General features: G+C 48.4%; 18 protein-coding genes and 1 pseudogene. All 19 read right to left on the bottom strand.

The annotated features are described in order from the left end of the window. A complete protein-coding gene (locus U2F10_RS18190; RefSeq protein WP_163670148.1) occupies positions 1 to 684 on the bottom strand; it encodes a DUF2764 family protein in 684 nt (227 codons plus the stop codon). 8 nt (positions 685 to 692) lie between these two features. Next, the gene (locus U2F10_RS18185) at positions 693 to 1,388 is read right to left on the bottom strand and encodes a hypothetical protein (protein ID WP_163670146.1); all 696 of its coding nucleotides are present in this window, start codon (positions 1,386 to 1,388) and stop codon (positions 693 to 695) included. 96 nt (positions 1,389 to 1,484) lie between these two features. Continuing rightward, on the bottom strand, positions 1,485 to 1,928 hold the full coding sequence (locus U2F10_RS18180; RefSeq protein WP_163670144.1) for an ATP synthase subunit C: 444 nt from the start codon (positions 1,926 to 1,928) through the stop codon (positions 1,485 to 1,487). Continuing rightward, positions 1,925 to 3,727, bottom strand: coding sequence for a V-type ATP synthase subunit I (locus tag U2F10_RS18175; RefSeq protein WP_163670142.1), 1,803 nt, complete (start codon positions 3,725 to 3,727; stop codon positions 1,925 to 1,927). The genes U2F10_RS18180 and U2F10_RS18175 overlap by 4 nt, the downstream gene beginning before the upstream one ends. After that, the gene (locus U2F10_RS18170; protein ID WP_163670140.1) at positions 3,724 to 4,323 is read right to left on the bottom strand and encodes a V-type ATP synthase subunit D; all 600 of its coding nucleotides are present in this window, start codon (positions 4,321 to 4,323) and stop codon (positions 3,724 to 3,726) included. Before U2F10_RS18170 ends, U2F10_RS18175 begins: the two co-directional genes overlap by 4 nt. 12 nt (positions 4,324 to 4,335) lie before the next feature. Continuing rightward, positions 4,336 to 5,685 carry a V-type ATP synthase subunit B gene (locus tag U2F10_RS18165; protein ID WP_163670138.1) on the bottom strand — a complete coding sequence of 450 codons (1,350 nt, stop codon included), beginning with the start codon at positions 5,683 to 5,685 and terminating at the stop codon, positions 4,336 to 4,338. Between the two features lie 812 nt (positions 5,686 to 6,497). Next, positions 6,498 to 6,923, bottom strand: coding sequence for a hypothetical protein (locus U2F10_RS18160; protein WP_499872955.1), 426 nt, complete (start codon positions 6,921 to 6,923; stop codon positions 6,498 to 6,500). A 119-nt stretch (positions 6,924 to 7,042) separates the two neighbouring features. Beyond that, the gene (locus tag U2F10_RS18155) at positions 7,043 to 7,696 is read right to left on the bottom strand and encodes a GNAT family N-acetyltransferase (RefSeq protein WP_163670134.1); all 654 of its coding nucleotides are present in this window, start codon (positions 7,694 to 7,696) and stop codon (positions 7,043 to 7,045) included. Positions 7,697 to 7,836: 140 nt separating this feature from the next. Further along, entirely contained in the window at positions 7,837 to 9,567 is a 1,731-nt protein-coding gene (locus U2F10_RS18150; protein ID WP_499872954.1) for an alpha/beta hydrolase, read from the bottom strand. Positions 9,568 to 9,647: 80 nt separating this feature from the next. Next, entirely contained in the window at positions 9,648 to 11,042 is a 1,395-nt protein-coding gene (locus U2F10_RS18145) for a cation:proton antiporter (RefSeq protein ID WP_499872953.1), read from the bottom strand. 139 nt (positions 11,043 to 11,181) lie between these two features. Next, the gene (locus U2F10_RS18140; RefSeq protein WP_499872999.1) at positions 11,182 to 14,376 is read right to left on the bottom strand and encodes an efflux RND transporter permease subunit; all 3,195 of its coding nucleotides are present in this window, start codon (positions 14,374 to 14,376) and stop codon (positions 11,182 to 11,184) included. 89 nt (positions 14,377 to 14,465) lie between these two features. Then, positions 14,466 to 15,956: an efflux RND transporter periplasmic adaptor subunit gene (locus U2F10_RS18135; RefSeq protein ID WP_163670126.1), complete on the bottom strand. Its 1,491-nt coding sequence runs from the start codon at positions 15,954 to 15,956 to the stop codon at positions 14,466 to 14,468. A gap of 266 nt (positions 15,957 to 16,222) precedes the next feature. Then, the gene (gene psbA, locus U2F10_RS18130) at positions 16,223 to 17,305 is read right to left on the bottom strand and encodes a photosystem II q(b) protein (RefSeq protein ID WP_163703258.1); all 1,083 of its coding nucleotides are present in this window, start codon (positions 17,303 to 17,305) and stop codon (positions 16,223 to 16,225) included. Positions 17,306 to 17,721: 416 nt separating this feature from the next. Next, entirely contained in the window at positions 17,722 to 17,898 is a 177-nt protein-coding gene (locus U2F10_RS18125) for a hypothetical protein (protein WP_163659813.1), read from the bottom strand. Between the two features lie 166 nt (positions 17,899 to 18,064). Next, positions 18,065 to 18,793, bottom strand: coding sequence for a TerC family protein (locus U2F10_RS18120; protein ID WP_163659811.1), 729 nt, complete (start codon positions 18,791 to 18,793; stop codon positions 18,065 to 18,067). 49 nt (positions 18,794 to 18,842) lie between these two features. Next, complete coding sequence (locus U2F10_RS18115) at positions 18,843 to 19,187, bottom strand: rhodanese-like domain-containing protein (RefSeq protein WP_163659809.1); 345 nt, start codon at positions 19,185 to 19,187, stop codon at positions 18,843 to 18,845. A 278-nt stretch (positions 19,188 to 19,465) separates the two neighbouring features. Then, entirely contained in the window at positions 19,466 to 19,684 is a 219-nt protein-coding gene (locus tag U2F10_RS18110) for a hypothetical protein (protein WP_163703259.1), read from the bottom strand. 742 nt (positions 19,685 to 20,426) lie between these two features. Beyond that, positions 20,427 to 20,555 (bottom strand): annotated as a pseudogene (locus tag U2F10_RS18105) (FAD-binding protein); the annotation flags it as partial. Continuing rightward, entirely contained in the window at positions 20,555 to 21,181 is a 627-nt protein-coding gene (locus U2F10_RS18100) for a TMEM175 family protein (protein WP_163659803.1), read from the bottom strand. The gene U2F10_RS18100 and the pseudogene U2F10_RS18105, both read right to left, overlap by 1 nt. Between the last annotated feature and the right edge of the window lie 139 nt (positions 21,182 to 21,320).

Below are 21,320 nucleotides of genomic sequence, written 5' to 3'. Positions count from 1 at the left end.
TCATACAAACAGCTGATCAAATTCGCCCACCCCAGCGTCCACCAGGTTCTTGAACCGCTCTACGGCCAACGGGCCATCGTATCGAACCCATCGATCAATCAAGTCCCAACGCATTACATAAATTACCACTGCTTCAAAATCGAAATAGTGCTCTGCTCCTAACTGACCTAATCGCTGCCAAACGTAGCTAAATAACACACGTTCTAACGCCACTGATTCATCGGCATGCAACAACTGTTGGGCTTCTAACAGCCAGGGGAAATTCCCCTGTAGTCGAAAGGCGGGTTCTGTCCAATGACGTTCAATGTGTTTAACCCAGCGCCCATACCCCCAGGGTTCTCCCACCGGTGCGGTTTTCTCGCCTCGCTGACGACGGCGTAGGGCGGCGACAATCGTGTGTAGCTCTAAGCGAAACGCGACGACTTCTCGCAGGAGCGGATTTTTGACCTGCTGAAAGAATTGCTCTGCTGCTGCTACAATTTCCGCATCTGTTCGCGATATGGGCACATGGTGCCAACGAATTAAGGACTGTATTTGCTGCAGGCGTACAGCATCTTCCTCACTCAGCATCTTCAGACGAGCTTCCAGTTTAAATCGCGACAACGGCGTCTGCTGGGCTTCAAAAAGTTCGCCAAGATAGGGCAGGCTTGCCATCAGGGTGACGTACTGGTTGGCCTTAAACATTGTTATACCTATTTGACAATGCCTTCTAGAAGTGCGCGGAAACGGGGTTGAAGATACTGAAGAAGTACATCGGCAATGGCGCGATCGCTAACATCTAGCACAACTTCCTGATCCACCAGTCGGATCCTCAGACCCCCATGATTATCGTTAGCCACACCAAAGGTGATGCCTTCTTGCAGTGCTTCTTGACTAATCAGACGGATAAAATGGGTTAATATCCCCTGTTCCAATTCCTCAGGGTTACGACTGAGTTCCTCAAACCCTGCCACATTACGAGGCAACAAGATCTCCACTGATTGCGCATCGTCAATCTCGTCTTGAGCTCGGCCTGCTATTTCTAGAATAAGTCGCTGTAAGAGTTCTGGTTTCTGAGCTTCGACACCGACTAAGCGACGCACCTCCCCGGCAAATCGCTGGCTCAACTCCATTTTGAGAGAGAGCATGGCATCACGGGCGGCAACTTCTAGCGCTTGATGACCCGCTTTTTCTAAACTGTCTGCCTCTTGTCTGGCCTTAGTCAGAACCTCACTCGCTTTTTCATGGGCTTGCTCAATAATTAACTCGGCTCGTAATTGGGCATCTTTTACAATCTGTTCCCCTTGAGCCCGACCACTGGCAACGCCTTCATCTCGCAGTCGTGCAACTAGGGCATCAACCCCATGGGCGGCGGGTATATCTGATCGGTGAGATTTATTGTTTCGCACGGTTATATTTTCCCCCTTTTTTACCTATGGCAGGCTACCTGCCTATGGCAGACCATCTGTCTATGGCAGACTACCTGCCCATGGCAGACCATCTGCCTATGGCAGACCACCTGCCGCCACCAGAGCGAAGACAAAGGCAAACACGGCAAAACCTTCAATAATGGCGGCAGGTGCCAGGGAAAGCCCAAAGATTTCAGGTTTGGCTTTTGCTCCTGCGATCGCAGAGGCACAGGCTTGACCTTGATAGATCGCCGATAGCAGAAACGCCAGACCGGATCCCACACCAATACTAAATAACCCGGCAGCATTATCCACGGTCACAAGACGGTTTAGGGAAAACAGAACCACAATGCCATAAATCGACATGGAAGAGGGCAAAGCTGATAAACCAACAAAGCGACCATATCCACCTTTAACCTCAAGCATTGCCCCAATGGCCGCTTGTCCAGCGATCTTACAGCCAAGGGCGCTGCCAATTGCCCCCAATGACACAGGAGCGTATATGCCTATCCACCCCAGGAGAATGATAAATTCATTCACGGATTACTCTCCTTTTTTGCAAATGCCTGAAAGGGATATCCTTCATCAGTGATACCCCAATTAAAAAACTCAATAAAATTCAACCGCAAACCATGGACAAACCCGCTAATGATCCCCAAGGCTAAATTAATGCCATGGCCCAGTAACAGAATCAAAATGCTGAGCAACAACCCTAATCCTGGCACTGACTGATACACCTGGTGGGCTAGCTGGTTGAAGGTTAAGGCCAATGAGGCACTGGCTAATCCTAGCGCGAATAATCGTAGATAGCTCATAATATCCCCAAACAGTTTGGAGATCTGGGATAACGAACCCAGGCCAGCCACCAACCGTAAGGGCAGATTTTTTTGGCGACTGCCGAGAAATCCGCCTAAGAAAATCACTAAGAAACCGCCCAGTAGTAAGCCAATGCCTAGATGGTGCCCGACGGCTTCTCCCAGCCCTAGTGACAAGGTTAATCCGCCAGCAATAACAACAATCCAACCCAGTGGTTTCGCCTTTCCGGCAAATCCACCGGCACCAAGGGCGGCGATGATGTTCGCGAACGTAATATGCAAACAGCCAATTGCGATCGCAAGCTGCATCATGGCATCGTAATTGTTGATGTTTAGCACCTGAAAACGGGTGAGCCATGATCCAATGCGCGGAATCTGCTCAGGCCCGGCACCGAAGTAGCTACCGACCAAAACACCATAGATGATGGCCGCTATCAATCCCATTACCGATAGGATCCGGAAATGTCGGCCGCCTGCACTGCTCCCCATGGACGGCCAGTAACAAGCCACAATGACTGCCAGCACCAGGGCATAGCCAGCATCCGAGAGAATCATCGCAAAAAAGACGGCAAACGAGAAGAAAACCGCAATCGACGGGTCCCAGGTACGGTAGCCGGGGGTTTGGTAAAAGCTGACCAAATCTTGCCCACTACTCAGCTCCGGCGGATTATCCATCAGGGTGGGTGGGGCATCGTCAGGACGGGCCGGTTCAACCAGGAGTGCCAGTTCCTGTTGTTCAGCAAACGCTTCCAATTGCTCTAACTCTCGGGCAGGCATCCAACCCTGGACCATAAAGATGCCAACTTCCTTACGGGTTTGGGTACTCGCATACTGAATCGCTGCCCGATCGTCAGCCCGCGCCAGATTCTTAGAGAATAAATGTATCCAGCGACTTAGGGCCTCATGTTCAGCATCCAAGTCTTCTAACTGGATCTCAACCCGTTGTAACTCATGCTTTAAATCCGTTAGCGGCACTGCCCCGGTGTACGTGCGAGCAACGGGCAGGGCGTTAGCGGGAGGCTCCTGTTTAGAAATGACTACAACATAGGTAAATCGATGATCCGCAGAGACCTGTTGCCAGGGCCACTCCAAATCCTGGAGAGATTTCATCTTCGCGTAGGGCACCCGATAAAACCAGAGTCGGTAACCACCCAGCTGGCCGAGATCGGGTAAGGTAAAATCACCCCAGGGCTCTAAATCTCGGATGCGATTCACTAAAAAATATCGCCTGTCCTCGGCCTCCCGACGGTTTTGTTTATTGGCCAAAGCCGCTGCTAACACGTGATCAAAGTCAAAATCCACATGCTTCAACACCTGATGTCGCCTACGCCGTACATCCATCAGATATAGCAGCGCTTCATGGGCATCTTCATCCCGCACAAATAGCTCTGCCTCTGATTCTTGAGCAGGGGGCTGGAGTGGGATCAAGTGGAGGCATCCCAAACGCTGTAGGCCCTCAAGTACCTTCTCTTGATCGTAACTTACCCCGCAAAGGGTGACTTTGTTTAAGGGAACAATACTCATGCAGCCACTCCCTTCTTCCGCTTGGCAATCTTTGAGTTCACCACAGCGGCCCGTGCGGCATCCGACAAATAAATCTGGATTTTTTTAATATTTGCCTGGGCTCTTGGGATCAGCACCTTATCAAACAGGTTGACTCGCTGGGTAATCTTGCGAGCAGCCTGATTTAGCAACACTTGCCGTTGCTCAGCCACCTGTAATTGCAGGCGTAATTCCACCGCTGTTGTGAGGGCGTCCACCACACGCTCGACCCAGTGAGGTCTGCCCAAGAAAGCATACTGGCGCACTTCTATATCAACCTTCTCCAACTTAGGCAGACGGGTTCCCACAACATTTTCTTCCACTATCTGCACCCCAACGACCTTAACAATATCGGTCAGATCTACCTCCTGAGTTGATAGCATCAACAGCTCGCTGGCAATCAGAGGATCTAACTCTCCCAGCTGCTGGCGAACATCCATGAGCCTGCGTCTAGCTCTGGCCTGCTCAGCCAGTAACTGACGGCGTTTCAGGTCGAGAGATGGCAAGACGTCTTTATAGGTTTTGAGTTGTCGTTGAAGTTTGGTAAGAGACGCCTTATTTAATGCCAACCTTGCCATGGTCGCCTCCTATTACTGCATCTCTTTTGGAAAGTACTTGTCAATCAGCGCCTGTTTCATCAACAATTCTTGAGGTTCAAAGCACTCGGCTAACGTTTTCCACCCCAGGTCAAGCGCCTGCTCAAGGGAAATAGAGACATTAATGTCCATGAAGCGCTGTTTGAATAGCTCACCAAATTTCAAGAGCTTATGATCAAAATCAGACAGTTCAAATGCCATCGCCTGCTTCTGTTCAGCATCTTTGGCATTGGAGTAAAAGCGAACCATCGTATTCATAATCTGACTATGGTCTTCGCGAGTCGCCTTACCAATAACATGCTGCTTAAGTCGTGACAACGAACCAAAAGGATCAATCACCCCATCATGGAGATAGAATTGCCCCTCGGTGATGTACCCCGTATTGTCTGGCACTGGATGGGTGACATCATCCCCAGGCATTGTGGTCACGCTAAGAATAGTCACTGATCCCCCCTGGGCATAATCACAGGCTTTCTCATAGCGACGAGCCAGCTGGGAGTATAGATCACCCATATAGCCCCGATTTGACGGTACCTGATCCATGGCAATACCGATCTCTTTAAGGGCATCGGCATAGGCGGTCATGTCTGTCAGCAATACCAACACCCGCTTCCCTTGTTCCACAGCAAAACGTTCCGCTACCGCCAGGGCCATGTCGGGAATCAGGGTACGTTCCACAATGGGATCAGATGCCAGGTTAACAAACATCACAGTGCGAGAGAAAACACCGGCATCTTCAAAGGTGGTGCGAAAAAAGTGGTAATCATCAAAAATGAGACCGAGTCCGCCAAAGACCACAATGTCTGCATCAGCCTGAATGCCAATGCGAGCTAGGAAAGGGTTAAACGGCTCGCCAGCGACAGAGAAAATGGGTATCTTCTGACTCTCGACCAGGCAATTAAACACATCAATCATCGGCACATCGGTGCGGATCATCTTAGATGCCAACACCCGCCGCATGGGATTAACGGACGGTCCACCAATGGGGACTTTAGAATCCTGTGATAGATCGGGTCTGCCATCAATGGACTCCCCGGTACCGCGAAATACCCGCCCTAGAATGTTGTCAGAATAGGTAACCTCCATGGGATGCCCTAAAAAGCGAACAGACGAATTTGTCGCCACACCTTTCGTGCCACCAAACACTTGAAGAGCAACCGTATCATGCTTAATGTTAATAACCTGAGCCAGAGATAGGCTATCCTCATCATCGCCTTCCACCACAGCTAAGTCGCCATAGCGCGGCCCAGTATCTTTCAGGTAAGCACTCTCAGGCACTTGCACCCGCATGATGTCGCCAACGATCTCAACTACTTTAGAATAACGAACGAGAGTTTGTGGCATAAGAAACACTCTGGGCTAAAAGATGGACACCCTAAGGACTAAATATCTTAACAAAAATGGTATTTTTTATTACTTGAAGCGAAACAGAAAACTTAAAAAACTTAGTAATATTCAAGTCTAGCTGGAGCAAAATCTTGAACAGAGCATCTAAGGAGATCTTGAAACCATAATTTTCAGTTCATTAAGCCATACACCAGCCAAATAACAAGTAAGTACATCAGCTCTGGTCTACTTACTGAAAACAAAACAAATCGTTAGCAAAGATTCAAACTTGTCTGAGATTAATGAACAACGACCAACAAGATATCATTTTACTCACTCTGAACCATAGCAACACACCAAGTGTAAACACGGATCAGCAAAACGACTGCACTCAATCAAGCAAATAAACTAATCTCAATGAACCCATGCAATAACATTGCCTTATCTCCAACAGAATTTAAGGTTTTCTAAATAGATTCAATCACTTTTCTCTCATCTTTCTCATCAAAGCAGAATATTTTCTTTCATTACCCTCACCTTTCGAAAGAAGAGATATACAATAACAAGGCTGTATGTCTGTGGCTGGCGTCACAATCATCAATAACGGAGGTGATTTCAGAGATTTCAGGAATAAAGATGCATCTTTTAAATATCAGGGTATCTTAACTTCTCTATGCCGTATTTATAGATATCAGCGGTGTCAGAAAAATCAAGATAATCAGGTGCTGTTATACAGCTATACAGCCTTAATCAGTCACCAATCCCAGGTCTTCTAACACATTTGGGACTAGAGGTAGGATAGGCTCTTTTAAGGTCGCAACAACCAATCCCTAGGCACGTCGAAACCACAATAAACACCAAGCAGGTATCACAGGCAGCATCAGGTATAACAAATACTGTAAAAATGACACACTATCGCCAGGTCTAACTAAAGTGATTTCTTTCAATAAGGGTAACGCGAATGACAGCATAATCAGGCTAAATAGTCCGACTAAGAGTCTGCCTCGCTGAAATTTTATCCATCGAAACCGGGTTACAAGACTGATGAGCAAGGTTTCTACCGCTAGAGCTATCTGGATATAAACCATGCCCATGACTAATCCCAATACCCAGTTCTCAATTGGCCTTACCTGATCTGGATTGAGTGTTCCGTACCACCAATCCTGCCACCAGGCTGCCACACCAATCACGATCAGCAACCCCAACAAACTAATTAGCCCAAGAATGATAGTTCGTAGTAGCTTGGCAAAAGACATGGCACAGCAGGGAATTGAAGGATTGAGTTGTAGATGCTGCCAAGGCGGACCCATTGCCAACTATACACAGTTAGAAATGAGGCTCCGCCCACTTCTAGTATCGTCTTAACTTTTGTACGCTATGGGTTGCGCTTGAGTGTCCAGAAGGGTGGCGCATCGGGGGCTGTTTTCTGGATCTGTACAATTTCAAATCCATGTTTCTGATAAAAGCGTACGGCTTGTTCCGTAAACGTCACCAAATAGCAGGCTACCCCTTCATGGCTTGCCTGTTGCAAAATCGGCTGTAGTAACCGACGGCCCACGCCTCGTCCCTGACAGGTGGGATGCACTACCATCAAGCCCAAATACCAATGGGGGCAATCGCCCATATCTTGTTGATGGGCCTGCTCAACAGCCGATAACAACGTTAGACATCTTCCCAAGCGATTCCAGCGAAATTTTGTGGGTAAGGCATACAGCTGGAGCTCCCAGATCATTTTCAATAACTCAAGCGGATTACTAGAGAGTTCTCCCGGTGGTAGCCCGGCGGCAATTCCTTCTAAATCCTGGGTTGTATAAACATGATTGTACTGAGTAGAATACACAACCAGTTTGCGCATCAACCACGTCAAAGACTGCAGCCGAAATTCTCGATCGTCAGAGATTATATACGTAAAGACTGGATCGTCTGCAAATGCCTTAGCGGCCACCATACCAGCATCTAAAACTTGTGATTGCTGTAGTTGGATAACATCAGATGATGGCTGCGGTTGTACAACACCAGACGTTTTCATGATTCAGGTTCCTTAGTTACGGTTCGAAATGAACGTTAGAATTTGTCGTTTTTCACTGGTTTAACTGTAATCAAACCAGTGTCCCTAAAGCGTCCCTAAAGCGTCGAACCCCTGCCAGTCATGGATTTAATGCGCTAACGTTAATTTTCAGCACACCGACGCCCAGACAAACAGGGGGGTAACGACCTGAGCAGATGCAGCCTGGTGGGGTCTACGCTCACGGTCTCCACATAGGCGGCAGTGAGGTAGGGATTATAGGTTTCATCCCCCATTAAAGAGACCTGACCATGGGCAATCAACAGCGTCACCATCAGATTAAACAGCCATTGTTCACTGGCGTTAAAGCGTTCTACAATGCCACTTCTGGGATACGCCAGGTCCAGGATCGCCCGCGTCAGGGCAGAGGTGTGGGATAGATTTTCAGCCAGGTAAAAATATTTTTCAGAGGTGGTAAGCCCCTGGAAAGCAGCTAGCTGCTCTTGCACAATGGGAGTGGCAATATCATAGGCTCCACCCACAATGACTACCGGAATCTGAATATTTCTCATGCCCTTGTCTCCAAACAGATTGCTTAAGGGAGACAGGGCAAACACCGAGCCAATGCGCTCATCGGCCAGGCTACCATCGAGCAACTGTTGCAACACCTGGGGAGCAGATTGCAGCTCTAGCAATCGACATTGAATTAGCAGGGCAATATTGACATTGTCAGGCACAAAATCGGCGTCTAGATCACACTGTTGCTCCAGGAGGTCCACATCAACGGTTGCCCCAGCGGCTGCTAATACGGTGTACCCTCCAAACGAATACCCGACCAGACCTACACGTTCGAGCTGTAGCCGTCCCTGAAAATCAGTTTTGTTTTTCTCTTCTAGAGTGTCAAGGAGAAACCGAATATCCAAAGGGCGATTGATAAACTCCATGACATCAAAAGATTCACGGTTTAGTCCCAGGGCCAAATCATCCTGATAGACTGCGTTGCTGCCAATGTGCTCGGGCACAGCGACCACAAAGCCATTGGCGGCTAAGCTGCGAGCAGCGGCTACCGCATCTGGATTGGTGCGGGTCTCTCCGTAGCCATGGGACAACACCATCACTGGGATGGGTCCGAGAACGGCACTGAGGTCAGTGGGGAGATAGAGATCGGTAGGATAAGTGCGGTTGCGATCGCGATCCTCCAACATCAGCGATTGTTTCACCACATCAAACCGAGGCACATCTGCCAGCATGGGTAGCGCCTGATAGTCCAACATCGGCTCAGTGGCAGCAACAGCAACAGACTGTTGAATGGTCGCCTGCACTAAGCTGTCAGTAGTTTCAATATTGGTCTCAATAGCCTCAGATAGCGCCAAAATTTGTGGCAAATCCAGCCTGATACCATTCGTCGGGTAGAACCGGAGGATATTAATCAGCGATAGACCCGCCGGATCAGCCGCCGCCAACACCATCGCCGCTCGAATCGCCCGCTGACCATTGTGACGTCCCTCAGTTTTAATCAGCTGCCCAGCGTTCGCTAAAACAAGTTCTCCGATGGGAGAATACAGCCACTGAGACAGCACAAACGGATCGGCTATTTGTTCAGGAATACCGTCATTTAAAGCCACTAAGGGAGTACTCAAAGTCCGCTGAAACGCCTGACGATTTTCCGGTGAAACCCTATCCAAATAAGGGGCTAGTTCATCGTCTATGGTGCCTTCTGTGGCAAATGCTTCTAGGGATGAGATCGAAATCTGTCGCCCTAAAACACCGTAGTCAAAGTAAAGTTCATCCGCTGAGCGAACGGGTAAGGGGCTCATTATCCCAGAAAGGATACCTAAAGCCGTAGCTTGCACTAACCGTCGAATCACCTTGAGATAACCTGTTGTAAAACCCATGATAGTTGTCTCAGTTTATTGGATAGTAGGGGCTTGCACCTGTCTTGGGATCACAGATGTCACCAAGCCGAATTTCAGATTTATTTCGCAACAGGCTGTTGCTCCTGATTAGTTACAGTCTGGTTACTAGCAAATACCCATCGCAGCATGGGGGGAGCCACAAAGGTGGTGGCAATCACCATCAACACAATGGCAACATTCAAGGAACCGGTTAATGTCCCTGTGGCGGCCCCCAGACCTGCAAATACTAAACCCACTTCTCCCCGTGGCACCATGCCAGTACCAATGGCTAGCCGATTCACATTCTCTTTAGAAAAGACAAAATATCCAGCGGCTAGTTTGCCCAAAATGGCAATCACAATTAGGAATGCTGCTATCACTAAACCAGTTCGACTCTCAGGATTCGCCAAGTTCAGGACACTCAAGTCAGTTTTGGCCCCAATGGACACAAAGAATACCGTTGCAAATAGAGCAACTAAAGGCTCACAGGCCTTCTCTAAAGCTGCCGTTGCTTTTGTATTGCCAAGAATTATACCGGCTGCAAAACAGCCAAGGATTTCTTCCAAGCCAATCACATTCGCAATCGTGCCCATCAACGATAGAAAGATAATGGAACCGATTAGCACACTATACGGGTTACTGAATTTGTCCAGAAAGTTGATATAACGGGGACCAAAAAATTTATTCAGGACAATGGCTGATATTACAAAAAGTGTAGCGCTGATAATGGTGCCAATGACGCTAGAAATCTCAACCGTTCCATGCTCGGCAATACCAATGGCCACGGCTAAAATGGCAATGCCAAGAATATCGTCTAAAACGGCAGCACCGAGAATAATTTGCCCTTCCTTGGTGTTCAATACTCCCATATCTTGCATGATCCGAGAGGTGATGCCGATACTTGTGGCCGTTAGTGCTGCCGCTGCAAAAATTGATGCGATCGCAGATAGATGAAAGATCGAAGTCAGACCCACAAACCCGGCTACAAACGGGAGAATCACCCCTGCCACAGCGACTGATGCCGCCTGGGGACCCACCTTGATTAACTCTTCGAGATCAGCTTCCAGACCAATCTTAAAGAGCAAAACCCCCACACCAAGCTCGGCATATTGATTCAGTAAAATCCTTATCGGACCCGCAAAGACTTCTTGAATTGTCGTCGTGTCACTACCAGAAATTAGCTGAACAGCAGCCACGGTCCAATCAGCAACTTCCCCCCCATTACCCAAAACAATACAATGAATACCTGAAACACCCAGAATAAAACCAGCAATCAGTTCACCTAGAACTGCAGGCAAACTCAAGCGAATAGCAAGTTCGCCAAAAAGCTGAGCAAACAGAAAAACGACAACGGTCACCAATGCAACTGCTGCGGCTAACGCTTTAGCATAGAACTCGCTTTCAACTCCGACAGCTGAAGCCAGCAGCGGAGTAAGCACAGAACTCGTGACAACAGAAAATGAAGAAAGAATCATAGTTCAAAAAAGAATCTTGGGGAATTTGAGAACCTGGACAACATTCACATCATTACCAATATTTCTAAACACTGAGTTCACCGGCACGATCTTCTCAAGGAGAGGAAATTCTAAGGCACAATGTCACCCATAGAATGTCTTACGCACCAGACTCTGTCGGGGTCCTGGGAGTCAACTGCAAGTAAAGCCCCGGCACAACCAACAGAGCAATCAACGTCGCCGACATTAATCCAAAAATGATCGCCATACACAACGGGAACCATTTCGCATCACTCAGCGCCAGCGGAATCAAACCAATCACAGTTGTGATCGACGTTGTCACAATGGGGCGTAATCGATCGCTAGCCCCCAGAGCAGCCGCATGGCGTACATCCCAGCCCTCTCTGCGGCGCTCATTCATGGTGTCCACCATGACAATTGCATTATTTACCACAATGCCTGTGAGAGAAATAATACCAATGGCCGTTGGGAACGAAAACGGTAGATTCAGCACAACATAGCCAAAGATTGTCCCAATCAAGGCAAAGGGAATGGTGAGGATAATAATCACTGGCTGGGTGTAGGAACCAAACTGGAGCACCAGCACCGCAAACACCAGAAAGATGGCCACCACTAACATCTGCCCTGCCGAACCAAAGGTTTCACTACTGGTATCGGCGTCACCACCAAACTTATAGGTGTAGCCCCGAGGCCAGCGGTCAGGATTCTTGGGATCGGTGGAATCGTACTGCATGGCCTCCAGATAGGGTACAAGTTCAGCCAAGATCTGACTGTCATAGTAGCCCTGGCCAGGAATCACTTTAGCCAACACCGTGACGCTGCGCTGGGTATCGCGATGGGTGATGGAAAGGGGAACAGCCCCCTGGACCGGTTCCAATAAAGCATTGGCGGGCAACGCCTCACCTTCAGGGGTGATAAACCGCATGGTGGCAAATTCATCTAGCCGAGCCGGTCCACCCACTTCGCCATTTTGAGAGGGCCATCGAGTACTCAAACGAATTTCCAGATCTTCTTCGCCACTGCCCACAGAAAAGTCACCCACCTCATTGTCAATCATCAGATAGCGCCCCTGGATCCCCAAATCTTCTTGACTAATGCCATAGAAATCTAAGGCCTCTCGTTTAGGCACAAACTTGTAATCTTCCCGTAAGTTACCAAGGTCATCCCGCACATCCATCGTGCCGGGAATCTCTCGCAAGGCCTGCTGCACCTGACCAGAAATCTCCCGCAGGGTTTGCAGATCTTTACCATAGAGTTCTACTTGGATAGGGTCTTCACCGCCCCCGGTACGCTCATATTGAACCGCTAAGATGGCTCCTGGATAATCCCGTAGGATGGTGTTGTTGATCTCTCGCCTGAGATCGCGAGCATACTCAAAGGAGTCACGGTCTCGCTGAGGCCGCTCGACGAACATTGTCGATAAACCAACAAAGTAGTCGGCATTGGTGGGTTTGATTTCACTAGACGCGACTAAATTACTGCGCTGACCCACCAGTTTCACCACACTTTCAAAGACTTTTTCTCCGTTAGGGTCACTATAGTTACGAACAAATTCACCCATGCGATCAGCCACCTCTTGGGAGCGGGTCAGCGTGGTAGCTGGGGGTAATTCCACATTAATGCTGAGCTTGCGGGCCTCCGCATCTGGAAATAGGGCAGATGGTAGCCCCGTGAACAACACCATAGCTAGCACAAACAAAGCAATTGTGCTAGCTGTCCATAGACGGGCCACCCGCCGATTGGGCACCGTGACCTTTAAGCTCCATTGGGTAAACTTTTTAGAGACTTCTTCAGTCAGGCGGTCCACAAAGGTTTTAGCATCGCCCTTACCCTGCACATTATCTAGCAAGAATTTAGAGAGGGGCACAACAACTAGTAAAGCAATTACATAGCTCAGCACCAAACAGGTAATGGCACTAATGGGAATCAGGCGCACAAACTTACCCATGGTACCTGCGATCGCCATCAACGGAGCCATGGCTAAAATGGTCGTCAGCTGGCCTGAAAACGCAGGAGCCGCATAGGTCTTCACGGTTTTAATCGCCGCTTGGGAAAAGGTTAGCCCCTCAATATATAGACCATTGTGCATGCCCTCCAGCATCAGGATAAACACATCCACCAGCAGCCCCAACGCCAGGATCATGCCAATCATCACCATGGTGTTGAGGGTATACCCCATCATCCACAGAAAGAAAATCGCCCCTGCAAACGTCAGGGGAATGGCTAATCCAGCAATCAGCGCCTCGCGCCAGGTGAGGGCCACAAAGAGAATGGCAAAGACACAGAGTGACGCCTGAAAAACGTTGCTACCGAGGTCGTTAAGTTCAGTTTGAATTTTGTCCGCATCGCTATTGAGAACGCGATAGTCCATGCCATGGGGCCATAGCTCAGGGTCTTCACGGGCAGATTCCATGGCCGCTAGGGCACCATTAACCACTTGGGTCGTATCACTACCGGCCACTTTTACCACATCCAGCACGATAGTGGGTGAAAATTCAGCCCCTTGCCAGCTCACATCGGCTCGATTGGTCTCTCGCTCTAGACCCTGATAAACGTCAGCCATCTCAGCTAAGCGCACCACACGATTATCATTCAGCCGAGCAACCGGCAGACTGCTCAAATCCTCCAACGTGCGAAAGCGACCATATAGCCTGACTTGAGCCCCAATTTTGTCATCCCGCACTAAGTCCCAGGAGGTGTCAATATTGCTCCCTTCAATGGCACTGCCCACCTGGGTGGCAGAAATCCCTAAAGTTGTTAAACGACTGGGTAGCATCTGCACATGGATAACATCTTCACGTCGCCCTGACAGATCGACCTCGCGCACATTTTTAACCGACTCCAGCCGTTCTTGTAAGTCTTCAGCAACCTGGCTGAGAATGGTAATATCCAGATTCTCTCCGGTTAAGGCTAGAGAGAGAACGGGTGCATCTTGCTGTGAAAGCTGTTCAAATTCTGGCTTTTCTCGCCCAGTAGCCTCTAACGGCAGTTCAGGCTCAGAATCATCCAGCTTACCGCGTAGTTGCTGAATCGACTCAGCCACAGGGGATTCGGCCTTAAAGGCAACATTAATAATCGAGAAGGAATTAAAGGTGGCACTGGTGAAATCATCCAACCCCTGGAGACTTTTAATCTCTTCTTCAATTTTATCGGTAACCTGATTTTCGATAGTTTCTGCATCGGTACCCGGCCAAACTGTGGTGATCAGCGCACGGGCAATCTTAATATCAGGGTCTCCCTCCTTTACCATGGAGAAATACCCCATCAAACCGCCCATCATCAACATAAAGCAGAGCAGAATGGCAAAAATCTGGCGGGTAAAAAAGAACGTCATCCAGGCAGGGACTGATGGCTGCTCACCTCTATGATCGGATGCAACACTGGTCACGCTATCTGATGGGATGTTCGACAACTCTTGAGGATTCACTGTATGTCCTCCTGATTAATAATTTCAACCGGGGTGCCATTCACCAAACGGTTTTGGCCGTCAGTCACCACCAGTTCGCCAGGCTCCACACCAGACAACACTTCTGTCCCAGCTAGACCCTCCACACCTACGGTGACCCGTCGTCTCTGCACAGTGCCGTCCTCGCTAACAACAAATGCAAAAAAGTCTTGTCCCCGAGCAAGCACAGACCCTAAGGGCAGAACGGTTGCATCTGAATTGGCCTCTGTTTCAATCCAAACGTAGGCCCGAGCACCCACTTTGAGATTACGCACCTGTTGGAAATCTCGAATAACAATCTTAGTACCGCGACTGCCTGGCGTCTGGGATGGGCTAATGGCAAAGACGCGCCCTTCACTACCCCGCTGTTTAGCAATTGTCAACAAGTCTTGCTGACTGACTCCGCTGGCTTGAGCAGCACTCACATCTTCTTCTAAAACTACATAGGCCCGCTGACCAGAGCGCACAGCATTGGCATCATCAGCCTGAAGTTCTAGTTCCACTTCGTAAGTAGATGGATCGACAACAACAATGGGAGCCGTTTCAATTAACTCTTGAGCACCACTCACATTGAGGTATTGAGAGTTCCAATACTCTCCTTCTTGAATATTGATATAGGCAATCACACCATCAATGGGAGAAACTAGCTGAGTATCTTCGAGATCCACTGCAGTTTGATTACGGCGAGCCTGGGCGGATTGAATAGAGGACTCGGCCACACGCACATTATCTTCAGCAGATGCAATCGTTTGCTGAGCAATTTTGAAGGCAGCCTGGGCCTGATCCACACGATTTCGATACACATCCCGTGAGCTGGCCGATACTGCCCCTTGTGCAAATAACGATTGATAACGCTGGTATTCAGTTTGGGCCAACGCTAAGTCAGATTCAGCCTTAGCCAGCTCGGCTTGAGCTTGCAAGACCGAAGCTTGTGACTGATCGCGCTGGTTAATGGCTACCTGAATATCAGCCTCCGATGTCACCATACTGGACGTCTGTCGGCGGTCATCTATCGTGGCTAACAGCTGACCACGGGAAACAAAGTCCCCTTCCTTAAGGGCAATGCCATTATTTTTTGCCACATAGGTAATGTCGCCGTTGGCATAGAAGTTCAAGACCCTGAGCTGAACCGGCAGAGAAATACCTTCATCAAAGACCCAAGCCTGGGCAAGACCTTGTTGGGCACGGGTGACTCGCACCGGCAACCGAGCTGGGCTGGTTTCAACCGTTTCAATGGACGATGGTTGTTGCCACCCTTGATACACTTTCCAACCTGTAAAGCCAGCTAACACCAACATGGCCAAAGTAATCACTGGCCACAGGGGCTTTTTTAGTGTCCATGCAGAAGGTTTAGCAGGTGGAACGTTTTCATCCTGCGGCTGTTCTACGTCAGGCGGCTGAACTTCTTGAACGCGTTCCAGACTCTGAGAAGACGATGGAGATTGAGACTTAGGGTTTTCATCATTCATGGAACTGGTGTGATGTCAACGATAAGCTACAGATGATGGGGCGTCATCTGTTTGGCTAGTTCCACAATAGTTAGATGGGCGTCTCCAAAGCGTCTCAGGCCGTCTATAGAACGTCTAATCCTTGTTATTCAGGCATTTCAGAATAAGATAATATGCGTCTAGACTTTCATATAAAGCAAGCCCCCCGCACTGCCATCAAAAGACGGCGTACGGGGGGCTTTTGCGAGCTAGCTAAAGCTCATGGCGATGTCATTATCAAATGCCGATTACGAAGCAATTAAAGGTGCGCTAAGTGCAATAGGAACTTCTTCACCAGAGGCCAAGTCAAGCGGGAAGTTGTGAGCGTTACGCTCGTGCATCACTTCTATACCCAAGTTGGCGCGGGTCAAGACGTCTGCCCAAGAACTAATCACGTGCCCCTGAGAGTCAAGGATGGACTGGTTGAAGTTGAAACCGTTGAGGTTGAACGCCATCGTAGAGATACCCAGAGCGGTAAACCAAATACCGATCACAGGCCATGCACCCAAGAAGAAGTGCAAGGAACGACTGTTGTTGAAGGAAGCATACTGGAAGATCAAACGACCGAAGTAACCGTGGGCGGCAACGATATTGTAAGTCTCTTCCTCTTGACCAAACTTGTATCCATAGTTCTGGGACTCAGTCTCAGTGGTCTCACGAACCAAGGAAGACGTTACCAGAGAACCGTGCATTGCGGAGAACAAAGACCCCCCGAAGACACCCGCCACACCCAACATATGGAAGGGGTGCATCAAGATGTTGTGCTCTGCCTGGAACACCAACATGAAGTTGAACGTACCGGAGATACCCAAAGGCATTGCGTCAGAGAATGAACCTTGGCCAATTGCATAGATTAAAAAGATTGCAGTTGCGGCGGCGACAGGCGCAGAGTAAGCAACACAGATCCAAGGACGCATCCCTAGTCGGTAGGAGAGTTCCCACTCGCGACCCATGTAAGAATATACACCGATAAGAAAGTGGAAGATAATCAGTTGGTAAGGGCCGCCATTGTAAAGCCATTCATCAAGAGAGGCAGCTTCCCAAATAGGGTAAAAGTGGAGGCCAATCGCGTTGGAAGACGGAACAACACTCGCAGAGATCATGTTGTTGCCATACAACAATGAACCAGCAACCGGCTCGCGGATGCCGTCCATATCTACAGGGGGAGCCGCAATGAAGGCAAGGATGAAACAAGCAGTAGCAGTGAGCAGCGTCGGAATCATCAACACGCCGAACCAACCTACGTAGAGGCGATTTTCGGTGCTAGTAACCCACTGACAAAACCGTTCCCAAAGCGACACACTCTGGCGCTTTTGCAAAGTAGTAGTCATTATTAATCTTGGGTAATTAAGTAAAAAGACAGCCAAAACAACAAAATCCCAGGAAACTAAAAACTTCTAAAAGAAAGCTTTGCATTCCTTTGCAAGAAGTTGTTGTTTTTCGGCTGACATAATTACTATAACCTATGCAACAGAATTCAACAATCCTCTTCGAAGTATTTTTGAATAAATTCTGTCGAAAGAGGAAAGTTCGCAAACACTCCCACCCTCTTACAACAATCAATAAACACAAGTTGTCGACCATAAAAGACAAAACCACTAGCTTCGTGACAGAGCTAGCGACAGGTGACGCCAGAATTCGACCCAAAACACCTGAAATTTTAGAACAAAACAACAAAGAGACTAAATCCAGGATGGATTTAGTCCAGAAATGTCCCCAATGAGCGATCGCATTGGCTAAAATTTGTTCAACAATAAGTCCAGCAAAGCACTCGTACGCCCAGCCAAATACTTTTCAGCACTGCCAACACCTCGGTAATTGCAATGCTTACAAATTCACTAAAAGAGAACAGCGTCATGACGCCCACTGCCAGATCAAGCAACAAACCCAATGAGACTTTCATGGGCAAAAACACGGTTGTCATCGCGGTGACCAGTCCCAGTGTTACGGTTGTTTGTCCAACGACAGTAGTATGGCCGTCAAAAAAATATGAGCTGAGGATGAAAGAAATCGAATACTCTCAGCGCCAGCTAACCATCGACGACTAGTTGCAAAAAGCCTACGGCCCAAACCATCTCCAGCACGGCAGTTTATTCAACCAATTCATAGCTCATTTTATCCACGCTCGATGATTGCGATTCCACAGGAATCTCTGAGGTACGTCGCGAGAATCCCCAGATAAACAATACCGCAATTAAACTGATCATCGCCCACTCAGGCGGCACCCATTCAGGATTGACCACCCGCAGCAGCAGACGCATTCCCACTAAGGCAACCGCCCAATAGCCTGCATCTTCCAGATAAACAAACTCCTGCAGCCACTGAATGAACAACCCAGCGAGAAAACGCAGCAAAACAACCCCAATCGTGCCGCCTAGCATAATCAACCAGAGTTCTTGAGAGATGGCGAGCGCAGTCGTCACACTATCTAAGGAAAAGGCCAGATCGGTTAACACCATCAGTGGAATAATTTGCCAATGGGAGCTCGCTTGCACCAACTGGCTGCTGTCTGGTGGTTTCGTTGTAAAATAGCGCCCAGCTAACCACAGCAGGTAAAGGGCCCCGGCCAGTTCAAATTGCCAGAACTGTAGCACCCAGGCAGTACCCACAACCAACAACATTCGGAAGACATAGGCCAGCCCCAATCCAATATTCAAGGCGCGTCGTTCAAGCTCTGGTTGCTGGAGTGTTTGGGCCAGTCCGGCTAGAGCGATCGCATTGTCGGCAGTGAGCACCGCTTCCATAGCAACTAGAACAATTAACTGAAGCAGCGTTTCGATGCCGATGTTAAAGGGAGAATTGAAAACTTGGTCGAGCATAAGTTCGAGTTATCTCGCGATAGAGCGTAGGCAATAAACGATGGAGAAATTAGATGGGGGCCTTAGTTCGCCATAGGGTATGGCCTGCACTTTGCCATGCCGCAAGTCCACCTTTCAAAACGCAAATGTTGAGGTAGCCACGGTTAATCAACTGCCGGGCTGCCATACTACTTCGCTGGCCGTTGAGGCAGGTGATTAGAATCGGCTGGTCTTTGGGAATGTCTCTAATTGAGATATCTAAATTTAATCTTTTCGCATCTGGAATCATGTGGGTTGCGAATTTTGGGTTTTGCACATCAATGACAAGCTGCTTTTCTAGCTCACGCTTTGCTTCACCGGGTGCCAGCTGCAGAATAGGCTTAATTCGTTTCTTTTTACGAAATCGAGCAGTCATGAAATTTTCCTCTTGTGGTCGCTTAATGACAGATACGGCAATCAAAAAACAGATAAGACAGTGGTTCGTCAAGCCTAAAAATTGGCATGCACGAGCTTTTGAAGCTTTACACTTCAAAAGTTTCAGACGCTATTGTTTTTAAGTTTGACGCTGCGCTAGGGCGGAAAAATCAGCTCAACAACAGCGCAACCAGAAATAAGTACCTGAAAATCGTATGGTGAGGTCATGACCAGAAAAGAGTGCTGAGGCATGATGGCGTTCAAATATCTTGTTGCAATTTAATTTTCGGAATAGTTACTGCGATCGCGAAGAGAAAACTGCCAAGACCAGACAGAAAGTAAGATGATCACCTGTATAAACCAGGGAGCTAAAACAATGCTCAAAAGAAGGCTGAGCAATGCCAAGATAGCTGCAAAAACTCCAATCATTTCTTCTTTGGCAGTGTTGGCGATATAGGTAGCTATACCAAAGACGGACATCGAGATAATCAATGACATGACGGACTAATAGAGAGTTGTTGAAGGGTATTAAAACGCCTGCCTGATCGATTCAGATGCGGATTCCATAATCACGATCATCGAAAGGCTGAATTCGGCATAGGGCTGCCTAGCACCAAGGAATTTGAAACCTGAACAAATACCGTCCACTTCAGCTTGAAGTGGACGTGCCCATGGCTATAGATACTAACTAGAGACAAGAACCTCTAGCTAAGGCTAGGAGAAAACTTCACATCCCTGCAAATAAGGGACATGGCTATAGATACTCACTAGAGATTAAAACCTCTAGTTAAGGTCAGGAGAAAACTTCACATCCCTGCGCAAATAAGGGACAGCAAAGGCTACTTTAGCGTAGTGACAGCAGCTTTTTTTGCTTGATCGTTCTTTCCCAGTGTCGAGAGACAATGCGTACTGGGTTTGAAGAGACTATTGAAGTAGCATTATCATGTCGATGAATATCGGCAGCCATGATTTTGATAACCCCATCATTGTGATTCCAGATGAGCGATTGTGGTAAGAACGCTCCTTTTAAGCACCGTTGTTTTCGTAAAACGGCAACAACGACCACGAATTTTTACTATATCGTTTATCCCAGCAACCTGCAAGAAGATGTCTACCCCCGCAGCTGACTGTCGTCGCGCTGTTGCCCGTATGCCAGACCATCAATGATTCCTATTGAGACCATCTACTTGCCAGATTTGTCAGCGTCCCCTTCGACTCCGCTCAGGGGACGCTGACCGGGAAAGGTAGTGGACCAGGGGATAGATGGGCCTGTCGGCGCTCGGCCATGCACCTTGAGATTTTGAGTGCCTAAGGCGGCTGCGATCGCTAATCCGGCAGGCCCTGAACCAATCACTAATACATCCTGCATCATGTATTTTCTCCGTCTGACTGTAGTTTATGCTCTGGCTCCTGTAACAATGACTGACTCAGGAAAATCAATGGAAAACCAACCACCAATGTCACGGTCCAACCGAGAGGATGTAGCCATGCTCCCCCAATCGCTAACAGTAAAATTGTGGGTTCAGCATAGCTGCCCTGTCGAATTTCTCGAATTATTTTATCGGACAAGTTGGGAGCGACTAGCCGTCGGTTGTACGTAGCGTAGATCCAGGTAACCGTGCTAAAGATACCTACACCTCCAGCTGCAAGACTGTAAAAAACTTGAACAGCAAAAACATCGTCATAAAACGTCAGCAGGTCATTGGCATAGGGCAAGAAAACAACAAACAGCAAGGATAACAGAACCAGCGACATATGAATCGGATCTGTTTTCTGATAATACTTAAACTGATGGAGATGGGACGTCCAGTAAAATGCGATCACCAAGAACGTTAGGACATAGGCCCCAAATGATGGCAGCTGGGCCTGTAAAAATGCGGTAATTTCTTGCGATGTCATGCCGCTGACAGGGGGCGGATCAAATGTAAGTGCCATCAAGGTCATGGCTACAGCAAAAATGAGATCGCTCAAGCGAGTCAAACGTTGAAGTTCCATCAATAGAGGCTGTTTAGGAAGCGTAGAATGGTGTTGATTGGGAGTTAAAAGGGGATACGGCAGGATCGATTATGGTGTTCTGGATCGATGTGAGTTTCTGGTGGTCGGGGATGAATTTAAGGCCAGATAAAATCAGGTG

The sequence above is a fragment of the Leptothoe sp. EHU-05/26/07-4 genome, from assembly GCF_043421015.1.
Taxonomy (GTDB): domain Bacteria; phylum Cyanobacteriota; class Cyanobacteriia; order Phormidesmidales; family Phormidesmidaceae; genus Leptothoe; species Leptothoe turfae.
The sequence above is the reverse complement of the archived record's forward strand: the minus strand, read 5'-3'. Positions and strand labels throughout refer to the sequence as shown.

What these genes read in the sequence shown, in the direction of transcription:
- U2F10_RS18190 (WP_163670148.1), bottom strand. Translation starts at nt 684, where the DNA reads ATGTTTAAGGCCAACCAGTACGTCACCCTGATGGCAAGCCTGCCCTAT.
- U2F10_RS18175 (WP_163670142.1), bottom strand. Translation starts at nt 3,727, where the DNA reads ATGAGTATTGTTCCCTTAAACAAAGTCACCCTTTGCGGGGTAAGTTAC.
- U2F10_RS18170 (WP_163670140.1), bottom strand. Translation starts at nt 4,323, where the DNA reads ATGGCAAGGTTGGCATTAAATAAGGCGTCTCTTACCAAACTTCAACGA.
- U2F10_RS18165 (WP_163670138.1), bottom strand. Translation starts at nt 5,685, where the DNA reads ATGCCACAAACTCTCGTTCGTTATTCTAAAGTAGTTGAGATCGTTGGC.
- U2F10_RS18160 (WP_499872955.1), bottom strand. Translation starts at nt 6,923, where the DNA reads ATGTCTTTTGCCAAGCTACTACGAACTATCATTCTTGGGCTAATTAGT.
- U2F10_RS18155 (WP_163670134.1), bottom strand. Translation starts at nt 7,696, where the DNA reads ATGAAAACGTCTGGTGTTGTACAACCGCAGCCATCATCTGATGTTATC.
- U2F10_RS18150 (WP_499872954.1), bottom strand. Translation starts at nt 9,567, where the DNA reads ATGGGTTTTACAACAGGTTATCTCAAGGTGATTCGACGGTTAGTGCAA.
- U2F10_RS18145 (WP_499872953.1), bottom strand. Translation starts at nt 11,042, where the DNA reads ATGATTCTTTCTTCATTTTCTGTTGTCACGAGTTCTGTGCTTACTCCG.
- U2F10_RS18140 (WP_499872999.1), bottom strand. Translation starts at nt 14,376, where the DNA reads ATGACGTTCTTTTTTACCCGCCAGATTTTTGCCATTCTGCTCTGCTTT.
- U2F10_RS18135 (WP_163670126.1), bottom strand. Translation starts at nt 15,956, where the DNA reads ATGAATGATGAAAACCCTAAGTCTCAATCTCCATCGTCTTCTCAGAGT.
- psbA (WP_163703258.1), bottom strand. Translation starts at nt 17,305, where the DNA reads ATGACTACTACTTTGCAAAAGCGCCAGAGTGTGTCGCTTTGGGAACGG.
- U2F10_RS18125 (WP_163659813.1), bottom strand. Translation starts at nt 17,898, where the DNA reads ATGACAACCGTGTTTTTGCCCATGAAAGTCTCATTGGGTTTGTTGCTT.
- U2F10_RS18120 (WP_163659811.1), bottom strand. Translation starts at nt 18,793, where the DNA reads ATGCTCGACCAAGTTTTCAATTCTCCCTTTAACATCGGCATCGAAACG.
- U2F10_RS18115 (WP_163659809.1), bottom strand. Translation starts at nt 19,187, where the DNA reads ATGACTGCTCGATTTCGTAAAAAGAAACGAATTAAGCCTATTCTGCAG.
- U2F10_RS18110 (WP_163703259.1), bottom strand. Translation starts at nt 19,684, where the DNA reads ATGTCATTGATTATCTCGATGTCCGTCTTTGGTATAGCTACCTATATC.
- U2F10_RS18100 (WP_163659803.1), bottom strand. Translation starts at nt 21,181, where the DNA reads ATGGAACTTCAACGTTTGACTCGCTTGAGCGATCTCATTTTTGCTGTA.